General features: G+C 64.4%; 12 protein-coding genes. 5 read left to right on the plus strand and 7 right to left on the minus strand.

Annotated features, from left to right (window positions below; all coding sequences use genetic code 11):
- Positions 1-3: 3 nt before the first annotated feature.
- From P6U29_RS39970 to ugpB, 7 genes are all read right to left on the minus strand, one after another.
- Positions 4-183: a DUF4089 domain-containing protein gene (locus tag P6U29_RS39970; RefSeq protein ID WP_018316853.1), complete on the minus strand. Its 180-nt coding sequence runs from the start codon at positions 181-183 to the stop codon at positions 4-6.
- Positions 184-202: 19 nt separating this feature from the next.
- Complete coding sequence (locus tag P6U29_RS39975) at positions 203-2,032, minus strand: dipeptide ABC transporter ATP-binding protein (protein ID WP_407115569.1); 1,830 nt, start codon at positions 2,030-2,032, stop codon at positions 203-205.
- 91 nt (positions 2,033-2,123) lie between these two features.
- Positions 2,124-3,023 (minus strand): ABC transporter permease, encoded by a 900-nt coding sequence (locus P6U29_RS39980; RefSeq protein WP_407115570.1) that lies wholly within the window; start codon positions 3,021-3,023, stop codon positions 2,124-2,126.
- Positions 3,024-3,026: 3 nt separating this feature from the next.
- Entirely contained in the window at positions 3,027-4,040 is a 1,014-nt protein-coding gene (locus P6U29_RS39985) for an ABC transporter permease (RefSeq protein ID WP_407115571.1), read from the minus strand.
- A gap of 249 nt (positions 4,041-4,289) precedes the next feature.
- A complete protein-coding gene (locus tag P6U29_RS39990) occupies positions 4,290-5,912 on the minus strand; it encodes an ABC transporter substrate-binding protein (protein WP_407115572.1) in 1,623 nt (540 codons plus the stop codon).
- Between the two features lie 323 nt (positions 5,913-6,235).
- Positions 6,236-7,192 carry an aminoglycoside phosphotransferase family protein gene (locus P6U29_RS39995; protein WP_407115573.1) on the minus strand — a complete coding sequence of 319 codons (957 nt, stop codon included), beginning with the start codon at positions 7,190-7,192 and terminating at the stop codon, positions 6,236-6,238.
- 219 nt (positions 7,193-7,411) lie between these two features.
- Positions 7,412-8,737: a sn-glycerol-3-phosphate ABC transporter substrate-binding protein UgpB gene (gene ugpB / locus P6U29_RS40000; RefSeq protein WP_407115574.1), complete on the minus strand. Its 1,326-nt coding sequence runs from the start codon at positions 8,735-8,737 to the stop codon at positions 7,412-7,414.
- A 201-nt stretch (positions 8,738-8,938) separates the two neighbouring features.
- Here ugpB and P6U29_RS40005 point away from each other — a divergent pair, with 201 nt between their 5' ends.
- The 5 genes from P6U29_RS40005 to P6U29_RS40025 all read left to right on the plus strand — a co-directional run bounded on the left by P6U29_RS40005 (position 8,939) and on the right by P6U29_RS40025 (position 15,579).
- Entirely contained in the window at positions 8,939-9,934 is a 996-nt protein-coding gene (locus P6U29_RS40005; RefSeq protein ID WP_407115575.1) for a TRAP transporter substrate-binding protein, read from the plus strand.
- A gap of 6 nt (positions 9,935-9,940) precedes the next feature.
- A complete protein-coding gene (locus P6U29_RS40010; RefSeq protein WP_407115576.1) occupies positions 9,941-12,019 on the plus strand; it encodes an ATP-binding protein in 2,079 nt (692 codons plus the stop codon).
- A complete protein-coding gene (locus P6U29_RS40015) occupies positions 11,989-13,734 on the plus strand; it encodes a DUF3369 domain-containing protein (protein ID WP_407115577.1) in 1,746 nt (581 codons plus the stop codon). Before P6U29_RS40010 ends, P6U29_RS40015 begins: the two co-directional genes overlap by 31 nt.
- 24 nt (positions 13,735-13,758) lie before the next feature.
- The gene (locus P6U29_RS40020; RefSeq protein ID WP_407115578.1) at positions 13,759-14,496 is read left to right on the plus strand and encodes a response regulator; all 738 of its coding nucleotides are present in this window, start codon (positions 13,759-13,761) and stop codon (positions 14,494-14,496) included.
- 471 nt (positions 14,497-14,967) lie between these two features.
- Positions 14,968-15,579, plus strand: coding sequence for a sigma-70 family RNA polymerase sigma factor (locus tag P6U29_RS40025; protein ID WP_407115579.1), 612 nt, complete (start codon positions 14,968-14,970; stop codon positions 15,577-15,579).
- Positions 15,580-15,899 lie beyond the last annotated feature (320 nt).

Consider the following 15,899-nt stretch of genomic DNA (forward strand, 5'->3'; position numbering starts at 1 on the left):
ACATCAGGCGGTGAAGATCGGCGCCGGTTCGGTCTCGTCCGGCAGCGCGAATTCGTCGACGAGGCGGGCAAGCCGCAGCGAGACTTCGAGGTTGGCGCGCACTGCGGGCCTCCAGGCCTCCTCGACCGGCAGCGCCAGCGCTTTCGATACGGCGTCGATATAGTCGTCCAGCGGCTCGGCCATCACGCTCCCAAACAGTCTCTCAGTGCACCGGCAACGGCGGATGTGGGATCGCCGTCAGCAGCTCCTTGGTGTAGTCGTCCTGCGGATTGCTCAAGACCTGCTCGGAAGAGCCCTCTTCGACGATCCGCCCCGTCCGCATGACAATGACACGATCGCACAACAAGCGCACTACATTCAAATCATGCGAGACGAACAGATAGCTCATACCTAGCCGCGCCTTGAGGTCCTGCAGCAGATTGAGCACCACGGCCTGTACCGAGACGTCCAGCGCCGCCGTCGGCTCGTCCAGGATAACGAGCTTTGGATGCAGCGCGATGGCGCGGGCGATGCCGACGCGGGCCTTCTGGCCGCCGGACAATTGGTGCGGAAAGCGGTCGAGCAGATTGTGCGGCAGGCCAACCATGGTGGCCAGCTCCTCGCAGCGGGCGCGCAGCGCATCGCGGCCCTTGAGGTCGCCCAACTGCAGAAGCGGATCGGCGATGGCGCGCGCGGCGGTGAAACGCGGGTTGAGGCTGTCGGTCGGATCCTGGAACACCATCTGGATGCGGCTACGCTGCGGCAGCCGGGCGAAGGCTGATGGCGCGATGCCAGAGATGTCCTCGCCGTCGAACTGGATCAGGCCGGAGGTCTGGTCGAGGAGGCGCATCACCATCATCGACGTGGTCGATTTGCCGCAGCCGGATTCGCCGACGAGGCCGACGCTCTCGCCATGCCCGATCGCGAAGCTGATGCCATCGACGGCGCGGAATACGTCCGGCTCCACCGACGGCTTGCGGCCGAACAGCTTTCCGAGCACGGCGGTGGCGCCCTGGCGGGGATACTCCTTGACGAGCTTGTCGACGAGGAGGAGGGGCGTCTTCTCCCTCTCCCCGCTTGCGGGGTCGCGACAAGCTTCGCTCGCGCTGAGAGGGTCGGGGAGAGGGGCTGCTTCCGAGAGCGCGACTCGTGGAGAGCCCCCCTCACCCGCCACGCTGCGCGTGTCGGCCTCTCCCCGCAGGCGGGGAGAGGCAAAGGAAGCGCCCTCCTCTTCCGGCAACAGATCGCGCAGCGACACGCCAAGCCGTGGCGTCGCGCGCATCAGCTTCTTGGTGTAGGGGTGCTGCGGGTTGGCAAAGATGTCGGCGGCGTTGGCGGTCTCGACGACGCGGCCCTTCTCCATCACGACGACGCGGTCGCAATAGGCGGCGGCGAGGCCGAGATCGTGCGTGATCAGGATGGTCGACATCGCGCGGCGCTTGGTCAGCTCGACGATCAGGTCCATCACCGCCTTCTGGGTGGTGACGTCGAGGCCGGTGGTCGGCTCGTCCGCGATCAGCAGCTGTGGATTGCAGGCGAGCGCGAGCGCGATGACGACGCGCTGGCACATGCCGCCTGAAAGCTCGAACGGATAGGCATGATAGCGCTCGCGCGGGCGGGCGATCTTGACCTGCTCCAGCGCCTCGATCGCCTTCTCGCCGCCATCTGTGACCTGGGCCTGCTGCACATGGGTGCGCAAGACGTCCTCGATCTGGTCGCCGACTTTGCGGATCGGGTTCAGCGCAGCGCGCGGGTTCTGGAAGATCATCGAGACTTCGCGGCCGCGCAGGTCGCGCATCTGGTCTTCGGTCGCGGCCTTGACGTCGATGCCGGAGAACATCACCGAGCCCTCGGCGATCTTGCCGGCGCGATCGAGAATGCGCATCACCGCGTAGGACGTCACCGACTTGCCGGAGCCGGACTCGCCGACGATGGCCAGCGTCTCGCCCTTGGCGACGGAGATGTTGACGTGCTGCACGGCTTTGACGATGCCGCGGCGGGTGGTGAACTCGACCGTGAGGTCCTGGACGTCGAGCAGCGGCTGGGCGGTCATGCGGGCCTCCCGATCAAAAAGGTCGAAAACAACCCCATGCACAGTAGAACCGCATTGAAATCATTGGAGAATTCTGGCCGAAAATTCGCCATTACGTCCTCCGCTGGGGGTCGACGATGTCGCGCAGGCCGTCGCCGAGGAGGTTGAAGCAGAACACCGCGATCATTAGGGCGAGGCCCGGGAATAGCGCGATCCACCATTCCCCCGAGACCATGAAGCCCGCGCCCTCCGCGACCATGATGCCCCATTCGGCGGTCGGCGGGCGGACGCCAAGTCCGATGAAGGAGAGCCCCGCGGCATTGAGAATGGCGTAGCCCATGGTCAGTGACATCTGCACGATCATGATCGGCATGATATTGGGGAGGATATGCACCAGCAGAATTCTGAACTCGCCGTTGCCGGAGAGGCGCGCGGCCTGCACGAAGCCGGCGTTGCGGCGGACATTGGCTTCGGCGCGCGCGACGCGGGCATAGAGCGGGAAGTTGACGATGGCGGTCGCCAGGATGATGTTCTGCACGGTGTTGCCGAGCGCGGCGACGATGCCCATGGCGAGCACGAATAGCGGAAAGGCCATGATGGTGTCGGCGATGCGGCCGACGATACGGTCGGTCCAGCCGCCGAAATATCCGGCCGCGATGCCGGCGAGGCCGCCCATCAGGAACACCAGCGCGACCGAGGCGACCGCGATGAACGTATCGAGCCGTGTCGCCACGATGACGCGGCTGAAGATATCGCGACCCAATTGATCCGTGCCGAACCAGTGCGCGGCCGAAGGCGGCTTCAGCGCCGCAGCAGTGTCCGAGGCGAGCGGATCGTACGGCACGACATAGGGGCCGAAAATCGCAGCAGTGAGTATCAGGATCAGCAATGCGAAGGCGAAGCCCGTGACCTTGTTCTCGCTGAGCACGTAGCGAGTCTGTTCGAGCACCGCGACGAGGCCGGACGTGCGGGCGGGAGCGACGGGTTCGAGAGCAGGCGCAACAGAGCTCATGATTCAGCCCTCCAGCCGCACGCGTGGATCGATCACGCCGTACAAGATGTCGATCACCAGATTGAGCAGCACGTACATGACCGCCATGGTCAGCACGAAACCCTGCACCGGCGCGAAGTCCGACGAGATCAGTGCTTCCACCGCGTAGGAGCCGATGCCGGGCCAGGCGAACACTTTCTCGACCAGCACGTTGGCGCCCAAGAGGAACGAGAACACCATGCTGAGCGTGGTGATCACCGGGAGCATGGCATTGCGGAACGCGTAGGTGACGATGACGGTCGCCGGCGACAGGCCGCTGGCGCGCGCGGTGCGGACGAATTCGGATGCGAGCACCGCGAGCATCGAGGCGCGGGTCATGCGCGCGATCGGCGCCAGCGAGAAGATCGCGAGCGTCGTCGCCGGCAGGATGAGCTGGCTCAGCGCCGAGCGGAACGCCTCGACATCGCGGGCGAGCAAAGTGTCGATCAGATAGAAGCCCGTCACCGTCGGCGGCGCGCTGTAGAACACATCGAGCCGGCCGAGCGGCGCGGGCGACCAGCCGAGCCGGAAATAGAAGACATAGACCAGCACGAGGCCGGTGAAGAACACGGGCAGCGACACGCCGGCCGTCGTGGTGACACGACAGAGATGGTCACTCCATGATCCCGGTCGTGTCGCCGCCAGCACGCCGAGCGGAATGGCGATGACGATGGAGACGATGAGGCCGAGCAGCGTCAATTCGGCGGAGGCCGGCAGGCGGCTCCTGATTTCGGCCGCGACCGGCTGGCCTGTCGTGAGCGAGTTGCCGAAGTCGCCATGGGCAAGGTCGTTGGTATAACGGAAGAACTGCTCGATCAGCGGCTTGTCGAGGCCGAGCTTCTTGCGGATCTGCTCGACCGCTTCCTTGGTCGCGGCGGGACCGGCGAAGTAGGCGGCGGGATCACCGGGCAGCGCACGCGTCAGCAGGAAGGTGACGATGACGACGCCGATCAGCGAGGGAATCGCAAACATCAGGCGCTTGCCGATCATGGTCAGCATGGGGTGCTCCTAATGTAGAAACGAGGTTAGTGCTGCGCACTCTGCTGCGCCCCCTCTCCCCTTGTGGGAGAGAGTTGGGGTGAGGGGTAGCCCCAAGCGAGATCGGAGTTCGTGGCTACCCCTCACCCGTCTCGCCGCTACGCGGCGAGCCACCCTCTCCCACAAGGGGAGAGGGAATGAGAGATTCGTGCTCACCTCACTCGGCAAGACGTCCGTCGTCGCGGCCTGGTCGCGCGCGATCGGCATGGCTCATCCCTTCGCCATGGCGCGATAATCGAGCCTCCGGTGGAACCAGTATTGGTAGCCGCTGACGTTCTTCTGCATCGCGACGTTGACGAAGGGCTGATACAGCGGGATGCGCGGAATGTCGGCGAAGGCGAGATCGACGAAGCCCTTCACGTCGGCATCATAGGCCGCCTTGTCGCCGGTCGCCGCGGCGGTGCGCGCGCCGTCGATCAGCTTGTCCATCTCCGCCGACTTGTAGCTCATGGTGTTGAAGACGGAATTGTTGCCGTGATAGCACCAGTAGAAGAAGTATTCGGGGTAATCGAGCCAGCCCGAGAACACGTTGGTGAAGAGCGGCATCTCCTTCTTGTTCAATTCGGTGCGCCAGTTGGCGCCAGGCACCTTGTTGATGGTGGTCTTGATGCCGATCTGGGCGAGGCTCTCCTGCACCAGCACGCACAGCGGCTCGTTGACGCCGGCAAAATTCAGGTCGAACGAGATCGTGGTTTCGAAGCCGTTGGCGTAGCCGGCCTCGGCCAGCAGCGCCTTCGCTTTCTCCATGTCGGTGTTGTACTTGTGCGGCTGCGGCCAGGCGACCTCGGTGGACTTGTCCTTGGCCGCACCGAACATCGGGTTGGCGAGGCCAAACATCACCGCGTCCATGATCTTCTGATAAGGCAGCGCATAGGCGACCGCCTGGCGGACCTTGGGATTGTCGAACGGCGGCTTGGTGACGTTCATGCCGATATACTGGATGCCGTTGGAGAACGGCAGCGAGACGACATTGAGCTTGCCGTTCGCCTTCATCTCCTGAAAATCCTTGTTCGGCAGCTCGTAGGAGATGTCGGCGTCGCCGCGCTCCAAGAGCGCGCGGCGGTTGCCGGCCTGCGGCACCATGCGCCAGATCACGCGCTTGATCTTCGGCAGCGGACCGCAGACCCAGTCGTCGTTGCGCTCCATGATCACTTCGGTGCCGGCGGTCCACTTCGTGACCTTGTAAGCGCCGGAGCCCGCGGTCTGCTGCTTGGTGAATTCCAGACCCCAGGGATCCTTCTCGCTGGCGTTCTTCTTCACCAGCTCGGAGTTGACGATACAGGGCACGATGACGGCGAGATCGGGAATCGTCAGCTTGTCCTTCTTCAGGAAGTCGACGCGCACGGTGTAGTCGTCGAGCACGACGAACTGCTCCGGCTTCGTGAGCGAGCCCGCGCTCATCTGGAAGGTCGGGAAACCGCCGACACTGACGGCGCGGTCGAGCGACCACTTCACGTCCTTGGCGGTGACGGGCGTGCCGTCGTGGAATTTGGCGTTCTTGCGCAGCTTGAACGTGACCGACATGTCGTCAATCTTGAAGTCCTCGGCGAGCTCGCCCTTGAACTTGTCGCGGTCGTAATAGGGCACCCCGCCGGGGCCGCTCTTCATCTCGTGGCTGATCAGGCGGTCGTAGCAATTCCAGGACACCTCATAGCCCGGCACGTTGGTGCCGACGCCGTGAATGTCGAGATTGTTGGGGCCACCTTCGGAGACGATCAGCAGCGTCTCCGAGCGGGCATCGGCATAGGCGGAGGAGATCACGGACGGCGCGGCCGGAAGCGCCGCGCCAGCGGCCAATCCGGAAACGGACTTGAGGAAATCGCGGCGCTTCATGAAATCGCTCCAACACAACGTTTTTGGTTGGAACCGGATTCGCAAGGTTCGTGCCAAGGGTGAATGAAAAGCTAAAAATCGCTTCAATGCATTGATTTCAAACGAAAAGCAGGAAAAATTGACTGCGGTCGCAGTCAGCGGGGCAGCGCCCCTTTGCATACAACAAGAAGGATTTGCTCAGAAAATAGGCTGCCAGGAGTAGAGGGACACAAATCGAGCACACCATCCGCTGTCGTCGCCGGACAAGCGCAGCTCCTGACAATGGCGCAGCATTGTCTGGAGCGGAGCGCCGATCCGGGACAACGTTGTTTGCGGGGGACCACTCACCCTCGCCAGATCAGCTCCTGAAGCTCGACCAGGTCGCTGGCTTTGTCCTGCCAGCCATCGATACAGATGTGCGCGTTGAGGTCGCTGGCGCGGTGCAGCAGCATCAGGGCCATCAGTCGACGCTTGAGTGCGAAATCGGGCTTTGAATAGCCGAAGCCTTCGAGCAGGCTGCGGACCCGGCCCGGACGGCCCGCCGCCATGAAGGCGCTGGGGCCGAGCAGGTCGTAATCGCGCCATCCTGCGAGCACGTCGCCGAAATCGAACAGGCCTTTGAGCGACCATTGACCGTCATTGCAGGCGAGCAGGAAATTCTCTGGGATGTATTCGCCGATCAGGATCACCGGCGGTGCATCCATCGGAATGAGCTTTGCGGCATCGCGCAGGAGGTCGTCGAGGCCGGCGAGGAATTTTGGTGCGAGGCCGAGACGGGCGTGCCGCGCGTGGCAACCTTGCATCTGGGTGCGCATGAACGCGTCCCAGCGCGGCTCGATATGCGCGAGCTCCCCGAGAGGGGCACGCTGCACGGCCGCGATGGTCTCGCCGATCTGGCGCAGCAGGCGTTCCTTCTGATCTTCCGGCAGCGAAGGCCACACCTCCGAGCCCAGCGTGCCGGCAAGGCGGGTGATGATGAGATAGGGCCAGCCGTCGCGCTCGCCTTGCGCGACGATCTCGGGGATCGGCAAGTCGAGACGGCCGGCGAGCTGCGTCAGCGAGGCGCGCTCGGAGACGAATTGCGCGCGGAGCAGCGGCGGGAAGATCTTCAGGATCAGCTTGTCGTCGAGGCCGACGACGAGATTGGTCCCGGTCGCAAACACATGCGGCGAGCTGGCATCGAGGCCATGGCCGCGCGCGATGTCGAGCGCGATTGGCAGCCATTGCGCGGAAGCGGAGCGAAAGGCGCGAAAGCTTTCTGCGTCGGTGAGGTCAGGCAGTTGCGCCATAACATTGGTCATTCGTACTCGCTCACCCAGAACAGGCTTGAGTTGATCCGGTGCACGCCCAGGTGCACCTCTCCCGCTTGCGGGAGAGGTCGACGCGAAGCGTCGGGTGAGGGCTTTCTCCTCTAGGGGATTGTCCCGATGCGGAGACCGCCTCTCCCCAGCCCTCCCCCGCAAGCGGGGGAGAAAGCGCACCTCGTTCGTGGTCGCAGCGAGACCTAATCGCAAATGTCGCTACCGTTCCGGACTCGCGCGCTCGAACTGGCGCAGCAGCTTATTGCCGCGCTCGACAGCGGAATCCAGCGCGGCTTGGGCGCTCTTGTGACCCGCGAAGGCCTGCTCGAGCTCGTCCTCGATCGCGCCGCGGATCAGGATGAAGGAGCCGAGCCGGATGCCCTTGGAATTCTCCGTCGGCGGATTGAGCGTGATCTGCTCGAACGAGATCGCCGAGCCCGGATTGCGCTCGTAGAATCCTTGCGAGCGAGTCAGCTCGAAGGCAGCGCGGGTCACAGGGAGATAGCCGGTGTTCTGGTGCCAGGCGGCCTGCACGCCGGGCTGGGATAAATAGGCGAAGAATCGCGCCACGCCCTTGTATTCCTCGCGCGGACGGTCGCGCAGCACCCACAGCGTTGCGCCGCCGATGATCGAGTTCTGCGGCGCGCCCTTCATGTCCGGCCAGTACGGCATCATGCCGTAGCCGATTTCGAACTTGGAGTTCGCCTTGATGTCGGCGCGCGTCGCCGATGAGCCGATGAAGATGCCGCATTCGCCCTTCTGGAATCGTGGCTCCGCCGCTTGTCCGCGGCCGCTATAGTCGAACAGTTTGGTCTTCTGCCATTCGCTGAGCGCCGCGACGTGATGCACCAGCCTCGGATTGTTGATGGTCAATTCCGCGTCCAGCCCGGCAAAGCCGTTCGCCCGGGTCGCCACCGGCAGATTGTGGAAGGCAGAGAAGTTCTCGACATGGATCCAGGACGGCCACGACGTGGTGAAGCCGCAGATAGCGCCACGGTCGCGCAGGCGCTTCGCGGCCGCTCCCAATTCCGGCCAGGTCTTCGGCGGCGCTTCCGGATCGAGGCCGGCGTCGCGGAACATGGTCTTGTTGTAATAGAGGATCGGCGTCGAGGAATTGAACGGGAAGGACAGCAGATTGCCGGCCGCATCGGTGTAGTAGCCGGAGACCGCGGGCAGGTAATCGCCCAGCGAGAACGGCTCGCCCTGGTCCCGCATCAGGCTGAACACCGGATAGATCGCGCCCTTGGCCGCGGTCATGGTGGCGGTGGCGACCTCGTTGACCTGGACGATGGCGGGCTGGCTGCGCGAGCGGAAGGCGAAGATCGCGGCCGTCACGGTCTCGGTGTAGTTGCCCTTGTAGGCAGGCACGATCCGGTAATCGGACTGCGAGGCGTTGAAGTCGACGGCGAGCTTATCCAGCTGCCGGCCGAGCTCGCCGGACATGGCGTGCCACAACGCGATGTCGGTGGCGGCGCGCACCGGGGCGGCCAGCGAGAGAGCCGCGACGGCGGCGAGGACCTGCAAAAGGCGCGATGCTGACGTCACAATGGCTCTTCCCGTGTCGCACGACGAAAGGCGGCTGCCCTGCTTAAGGCGCGGCCTCTGCGGTTTCAACCGGGAATGAGAGGCGGCCGCGCCGCACAATCAGTCCGGAGGCCGGGCGCGGGATGGCCTTCCCTTAACCATCTGCTAGATTGCATTGAACCTTTTCCTTCCGCCATAGACTCCATCTCTGAGGGGTTGAGTGTGCCAGTGTTGAGCCGTGCCGAACTCTCGCGGACCGGGGTGATCTTCGTCGCGCTTCTGCTCGTCGTCTGGGCGACGGACGCCGTTGCGCGCGAATTTCGCGCCGCCGACACCCAGACCGAGGACTACCCGACGGTCCAGGCGCTGCGCTACATGGGCGCCCTGATCGCCGAGCGCACCAAGGGCCGGCACGAGATCAAGGTGTTCCACTCCCGTCAGCTCGGCGAGGAAAAGGAGACCATCGAGCAGACCCGGGCCGGCGCAATCGACCTCAACCGGACCAACGTGGCGCTGATCGGCAATTTCGTCCCGGCGATGAACGTGCTCGCGATGCCGTTCCTGTTCCGGTCCATCGAGCACATGCAGAAGGTGCTGGACGGGCCGATCGGCAACGAGATCCTCGGCAGCTTCGAGCCCTACGGCTTCGTCGGGCTCGCGTTCTACGATTCGGGTGCGCGGTCGATCTACAACGGCGTCCGCCCGGTCCGGAGCATCAAAGACCTCCGGGACCTGCGGATCCGGGTCCAACAGTCGGAGTTGATGAGGCAGATGATCCGCTCGCTCGGCGCCGAACCGGTCGAGCTGCCTTATGGGCAGGTGCTCACCGGGCTTGCCAACCATCTGATCGACGGCGCCGAGAACAACTGGCCATCCTTCGTGACGACGGATCATTACAGGCATGCCGGCTACTACACGCTCACCGAGCATACGATGAGCCCCGAAGTGCTGGTGATCTCGCTGAAGGCCTGGAAGAGCCTTTCGGAGGAGGAGCAGACCATCTTCAAGGAGGCCGCGCAGCGCTCCAGCCGATTCATGCGCGAGAAGTGGCGCGACCTCGAGGAGCAGTCGCAGCGCAAGGCACAGGACGCCGGCGTGACCATCATCAGGGATATCGACCGCAAGCCGTTCGAGGAGGCGATGGTTCCGATCTATGCCAAGGCCGCGCGCGATCCGGCGGCGGCCGCGCTGATCGAACGCATTCGCAAGGTGGAGTGAGGCCTGTTGGCTGCGCTTGGACATCACGAACACGCGGACAGGCCGCCCGGCCCAATCGGGCAGCTGCGCGCGCGACTCGTCGGTGTGCTGCGGGCGGTACCGATCCGCTGGCGCATCCTGTCGATCGCGGCGCTGAACTCCGCCGTGGTGGTGGTGCTGGTCGCGATGATCTGGAACGGCGCGCAGGTGCTCGGCTCGGCCTGGGACGATGTGCGCCGGGTGCGCGAGTCCGACCGGATCCTGGCGCTGCTCGAAAGCGAGACCGGGCGGCTGCAGAATCTGATCCACCGCTACATCAACCAGCCGAGCCCGGACCTGTTCGCGGAGATCCTGCTGTTGCGCGAGGCGGTGCTGGGCACGCTGACGAGCCGCGCCGCCAAGGACCCGATGCTGTCGGGCTCGGTCGAGGAGCTGGAGCGCACCACCGACCGCTTCCTCAACGGCTTCGGCGAGCTGCGCAGCGTGCAGGCGACCATCGCCAAGACCTATGAGGAGCAGGTGCAGGGCCCGGCCAGGGACATGGCCGGCCTCTACTCCATCATCGAAGGCGCCACCGGCCATCGCGACGCGCTGATCTGGCCCTCGCTCGGCAAGTCCCGCGAGGCCTTCACCGCGATGCTGGTGGCGGCCAATTCCTATTATCTGTCGCAGTCATCGGGCGCGGCCGACGACGCGCGCCGCAACACCGAGACGATCGAGAAGACGATCCCTGTCATGATCGATCTCGCCGACAACGACCTCCAGCGCATGGCGCTGCAAAAGCTCGCCGCCCGCACCGCGTCCCTGCGCGAAGGCTTTGCAAAGCTCTCCGAGCAGCTGGCGAGCCGCACCGAGCTCTTGCGCAATACCATCGACGCCAGCCAGGCCGAGGCGATTGGCGCCATCGACGATCTCTCCACCAAGATGCGCCAGCGCGAGCAGAAGGCGCAGGAGACCTTCGACCGCACGTTGGCCGACATTTCCCGCCGCGTGCTGTCGATCGCGATCATCTTCCTCGGCATCATCCTCACCGCCGGCGTCTTGATCGCGCTATCGATCCGTCTGCCGCTGCAGCAGATCATGGCGGCGATGCGCGCGATCACGCTCGGCGACCTCGACCGCGAGGTGCAGGGCACCAAGGCCCGCGACGAGGTCGGCGCCATGGCGCGCGCGGTGGAGGTGTTCCGCGAGAACGCGATCGCCAAGCGCCAGACCGAGGACGAGCTGCGCGCATCGAAGGAAAAGGCCGAGAGCGCGCTGCTCGAGCTCAATACCGCACAGCAGAATTTGATCGATGCCGAGCGGCTCGCTGCGCTCGGCGGCCTGGTCGCCGGCGTCGCCCACGAGGTCAACAACCCGATCGGCATCAGCCTCACCGTGGCCTCGAGCTTTGCCCGCCGCACCGAGATCTTCGAGGCCCAGCTCAAGGGCGAGGGCGGTTTGCGCCGCTCGCAGCTGGAAGAATTCGTGCAGTCCTCGCGCGATGCCTCGCAGCAGCTCGTCGCCAACCTGCAGCGCGCCGGCGAGCTGATCCAGTCCTTCAAGCAGGTCGCGGTCGACCGCTCACACGCCGAACGGCGGCAATTCAGCTTGAGCGAGGCCACCGATCAGATCATCGCCAGCCTGCGCCCGGTGCTGAAGCGCTCGCCGATCACGCTGGAGGTCGACGTGCCCGAGGGGCTGCTGCTTGACGGCTATCCCGGCTCCTACGGCCAAATCCTGACCAATTTGTTCCTCAACGCCGCCAACCACGCCTTCGCCGACGGGCGCGCCGGCACCATCACGATCTCGGCGCGGCCGCGCGGGACTGAGGACATCGAGATCATCTTTAGCGATGACGGCGCGGGCATGACCCCCGACGTGCAGCGCCAGGCCTTTGACCCTTTCTTTACCACCCGGCGCAATGAAGGCGGCACGGGACTTGGCCTGCATATCGTCTATAACCTCGTGACGCAGCAGCTCGGGGGCCGGATGATGCTGGAATCCAAGCTGGGACAAGGCACGACTTTTCGCATTATCATGCCCCGCATCGCCAAGGGCGGCGCGCAAAGCACAGAAAGTGACGGATCTTCTCAATGGCCGAACAGGACGATGTCCTCCACCTGATCGACGATACCGGTACCGCGTCGGAGGATAGCAACGCCCGAAAATGGAAGATCGCCGTCATCGACGACGATCCGGCCGTGCATGACGGCACCCGTTTCGCGCTGTCGGACTATAGTCTCAACGGCCAGAGCCTGGAGATCCTGTCGGCCTATTCCGCGGCGGAAGGCCGCAAGCTGATGGCCGAGCACAGCGACATCGCCGCCGTGCTGCTCGACGTCATCATGGAGACCGACGTGGCCGGCCTCGAGCTCGTCGAGTTCATCCGCAACGAGATCAGGAACGAGACCGTGCGCATCATCCTGCGCACCGGCCAGCCCGGCCAGGCGCCGGAGCGGCGCGTCATCGTGCAGTACGATATCAACGACTACAAGGCCAAGACCGAGCTCACCGCCGATAAGCTGTTCACCTCGCTGACCGCGGCGCTGCGCTCCTATCAGCAGCTCGAGCGCATGGTGCAGACGCGGCGCGGGCTGGAGATCATCATCGACGCCGCTTCCACGCTGTACGACTTCAAGTCGATGCAGCGGCTCGCCGAGGGCGTCTTGACCCAGCTCGCTTCGCTGCTCAACGTCGATTGCGCCGGCATCCTGGTGCTGCGCGACAATGGCGGCATCGATCCCGAGCTCTCGGTGCTCGCCGGCAGCGGCTGCTACAGCCGCTTCATCGGCACCACCTCGTCGAAGGCGCTCGATCCCGAGCTGCGCGAGATGGTCGAGGCCGCGTTCCAGCGCCGCAAGAACGAGTTCGCCGACCACCGCAGCGTGATCTATTTGCGCACCGGATCCGGCCGCGAGGTCGTGGTGCTGCTACAGGCCGAGCGCGAATTGTCGGAGACCGACCGCTCGCTGGTCGAGATTTTCTCCAGCCGGCTCTCGATCGCCTTCGACAACGTGATCCTCTACCAGCAGCTGCAGGACGCCAACACCCAGCTCGAAGACCGCGTCGCCCAGCGCACCCGCGCGCTGATGCAGGCGAACCGCCGCCTCTCGGCGCAATGGCTGCGGCTGCAGCGCGCCAACGGCTTCAAGAACGAAATTCTGGGCACCGTCGCGCACGACCTGAAGAATCCGCTCGGCGTCATCCTCGGCCGCACCGAGATGCTGAAGGAGCTGATCTCGACCGGCGCATCGATGGGCGGCGTGGTCGCCCAGGTCGACCACATCCGCGATGCCACCAAGCGGCTGACCACGATGGTCGATCACCTGATCTCGGATGCGATGGCCGATGCCTTCGACATCACCATCCGCCGCGAGCCGGTCGACGTCGCGGCCCTGGTCAAGGAGGTTGCCGAGGCCAACCAGCCGCTCGCGGTCAACAAGCAGCAGGCGATCAGCGTCACCGCGCCGCCCAACATCGTCACCATGTGCGACACCGACCGCATCCGCGAGGCCATCGACAATCTCATCAGCAACGCCATCAAATACTCGCCGATCGGTGGCAAGATCGGCGTCGTCGTCACCCATGAGGGTGGCGACACCATCGTCCGCGTCAGCGACGACGGTGCCGGCCTGTCGCCGGAAGATCTTGGCCGCCTGTTCGGCCGGTTCCAGCGGCTCTCCGCAAAACCGACCGGCGGCGAGAGCTCGACAGGGCTTGGGTTGTCGATTGTAAAGCGTATTATCGACATGCATGGCGGCGAGGTAACCGCAGACAGCGACGGGCCCGGCCAGGGCTCGACATTCACCATCACGCTGCCCGCGACAGAAATGCCATGATTTGAGCGCCAAGATTTTAGTGACATGACCCAAAGCCAGCACATCATGATCGTCGACGACGAGGCCCCGGCCCGGGAGATGGTCGGCGATTATCTCAAGATGCACGGCTTCACCGTGACGCTGTGCGACGGCGGCAAGAGCTTGCGCGCTGCGATCCAGGGCAGCATGCCTGACCTCGTCGTGCTCGACCTCAACATGCCCGAGGAAGACGGGCTCTCGATCATCCGCGACCTCAAGAGCCGCATCAACGTGCCTGTCATCATGCTGACGGCCACCGCGAGCCCGATCGACCGCGTCGTCGGACTCGAGCTCGGCGCCGACGATTACGTGGCAAAGCCGTGCGAGCTGCGCGAGCTGATGGCGCGCATCCGCTCGGTGCTGCGGCGGAGCGGGCCGGCCAAGGCAGCAGCGTCCGACGCGTCGGCGGCGAAATCGGACAAGGACCAGCTGGTGCGCTTCGGCACCAAGTGGCTCGATCTCGAAGCACAGGCCTTGCGCGACGATGAGGGCAACGAGCATCCGCTGACGGCGTCCGAGTTCGGATTGCTCAAGGTGTTCGCGGCCAATCCGAAGCGCGTGCTGTCGCGCGAGCGTCTGCTGGAACTGGCCAATGCGCGCGATGCCGAGGCCTTCGACCGCGCCGTCGATCTGCGCATCATGCGCATCCGCCGCAAGATCGAGCCCGATCCGGCAAAACCGGCCGTGATTCGCACCATCCGCGGCGGCGGCTACCTGTTCTCGCCGGCAGGCGAGAAGGCGTAGGCGGGACACCGCCGCCTCCATCGTCATTGCGAGCGCAGCGAAGCAAATCCAGGGTCTTTCCGCGGAGGGATTCTGGATTGCTTCGCTGCGCTCGCAATGACGGAGCAAGTGACGTCGGCCTTATCCTGCAGGCATTGCAAGCAGCAGCTTCGCGACTTGCCCACCCACCGATTGTCCCAAAGGGAGCGCCGATCCCAGGACGACCGAGGTGGAGCGCCGGCACCGAACGCAATAGCCCGAAATACGTTCCCGGCGCCCCATCCGCCCTCACAGCCACCCCCGTATTTCCCGCACATTGAAATTCCACGGCTTTTTGCCCCGAATGTTTCGTCGCACCCCTTTCGACGAAACAATTGGGCGGCGGATGAAACCATTTTCCGCTTTTCGTGCAGACGTCCCGAAACGTTGGCTCATTAACACTTTGGTCCAAGGAAACGCCGCTCGGTTGCGGCGCTACGGGGAGCCAAGTCCATGCGGAACGTCATCGCCATCAACGCCCAGGCCAGCCAGAGCATCATTGCCGCTCAGGCGACTTCGGACGACATGCTCCTCGAAAGCATTGCCGACGGCAACCGGACGGCCATGCACATCCTTTATTGCCGGCATAATGTGCGGGTGTACCGCTTCATCCTGCGCATCGTGCGCGACGCCACCACGGCGGAAGACCTGGTCAGCCAGGTGTTTTTGGACGTGTGGCGGACCGCCGGCCAATTCCAGGGCCGCTCGCAGGTCTCGACCTGGCTGCTCTCGATCGCTCGCTTCAAGGCGCTGACCGCGATGCGCCAGCGCCGCTTCGAGGACATCGACCAGGAAGACGTGCGCCAGATTCCCGACGCTAACGATACGCCGGAGACCTCGCTCGACCGCAGCGACACCAGCGCCATCCTGCGCGCCTGCGTGCAGAAGCTGTCGCCGGCGCATCGGGAGATCATCAATCTCGTCTACTACCACGAGAAGTCGGTGGAGGAGGTCGGCCGGATCATCGGCATCCCCCAGAGCACGGTGAAGACCCGGATGTTCTACGCCCGCAAGCAACTGGCCGATTTGCTTAAGGGCGCCGGCGTCGATCGCTTCGCGGCGTAAGGGTAATGATTTCAAAGGGATGGGACCTCAGTTCTGGCCCTATCCCCGGACACGGAAGCGTTACCGCCGACGAAACAATTGAAACAAACGACAACATCAGGCGGAAAAACTTCCCCCCTAAAAAGCTCGCATACGGTTTCGTTAAACCTCCCAAGACCTCCAACGACCCGGACGATGCCCCGTCCGGGTCGTTTTGTCTTTGGGCCTGAACTGGCCGCCGCGGGCTCCCGCCTCTCCCGCTTGCGGCGGGCGAGGGTTCTTTCCTCTGGGGGAGTGTCCCATTGCGGAGACACCCTCTCCACAGCCTCCCCCGCAAGCGG

The sequence above is a fragment of the Bradyrhizobium sp. LMG 9283 genome (assembly GCF_045571415.1).
Lineage (GTDB): Bacteria > Pseudomonadota > Alphaproteobacteria > Rhizobiales > Xanthobacteraceae > Bradyrhizobium.

Coding starts and splice junctions, on each gene's coding strand:
- P6U29_RS39970 (WP_018316853.1), bottom strand. CDS start 183: ATGGCCGAGCCGCTGGACGACTATATCGACGCCGTATCGAAAGCGCTG.
- P6U29_RS39975 (WP_407115569.1), bottom strand. CDS start 2,032: ATGACCGCCCAGCCGCTGCTCGACGTCCAGGACCTCACGGTCGAGTTC.
- P6U29_RS39980 (WP_407115570.1), bottom strand. CDS start 3,023: ATGAGCTCTGTTGCGCCTGCTCTCGAACCCGTCGCTCCCGCCCGCACG.
- P6U29_RS39985 (WP_407115571.1), bottom strand. CDS start 4,040: ATGCTGACCATGATCGGCAAGCGCCTGATGTTTGCGATTCCCTCGCTG.
- P6U29_RS39990 (WP_407115572.1), bottom strand. CDS start 5,912: ATGAAGCGCCGCGATTTCCTCAAGTCCGTTTCCGGATTGGCCGCTGGC.
- P6U29_RS39995 (WP_407115573.1), bottom strand. CDS start 7,192: ATGACCAATGTTATGGCGCAACTGCCTGACCTCACCGACGCAGAAAGC.
- P6U29_RS40015 (WP_407115577.1), top strand. CDS start 11,989: ATGGCCGAACAGGACGATGTCCTCCACCTGATCGACGATACCGGTACC.
- P6U29_RS40020 (WP_407115578.1), top strand. CDS start 13,759: ATGACCCAAAGCCAGCACATCATGATCGTCGACGACGAGGCCCCGGCC.
- P6U29_RS40025 (WP_407115579.1), top strand. CDS start 14,968: ATGCGGAACGTCATCGCCATCAACGCCCAGGCCAGCCAGAGCATCATT.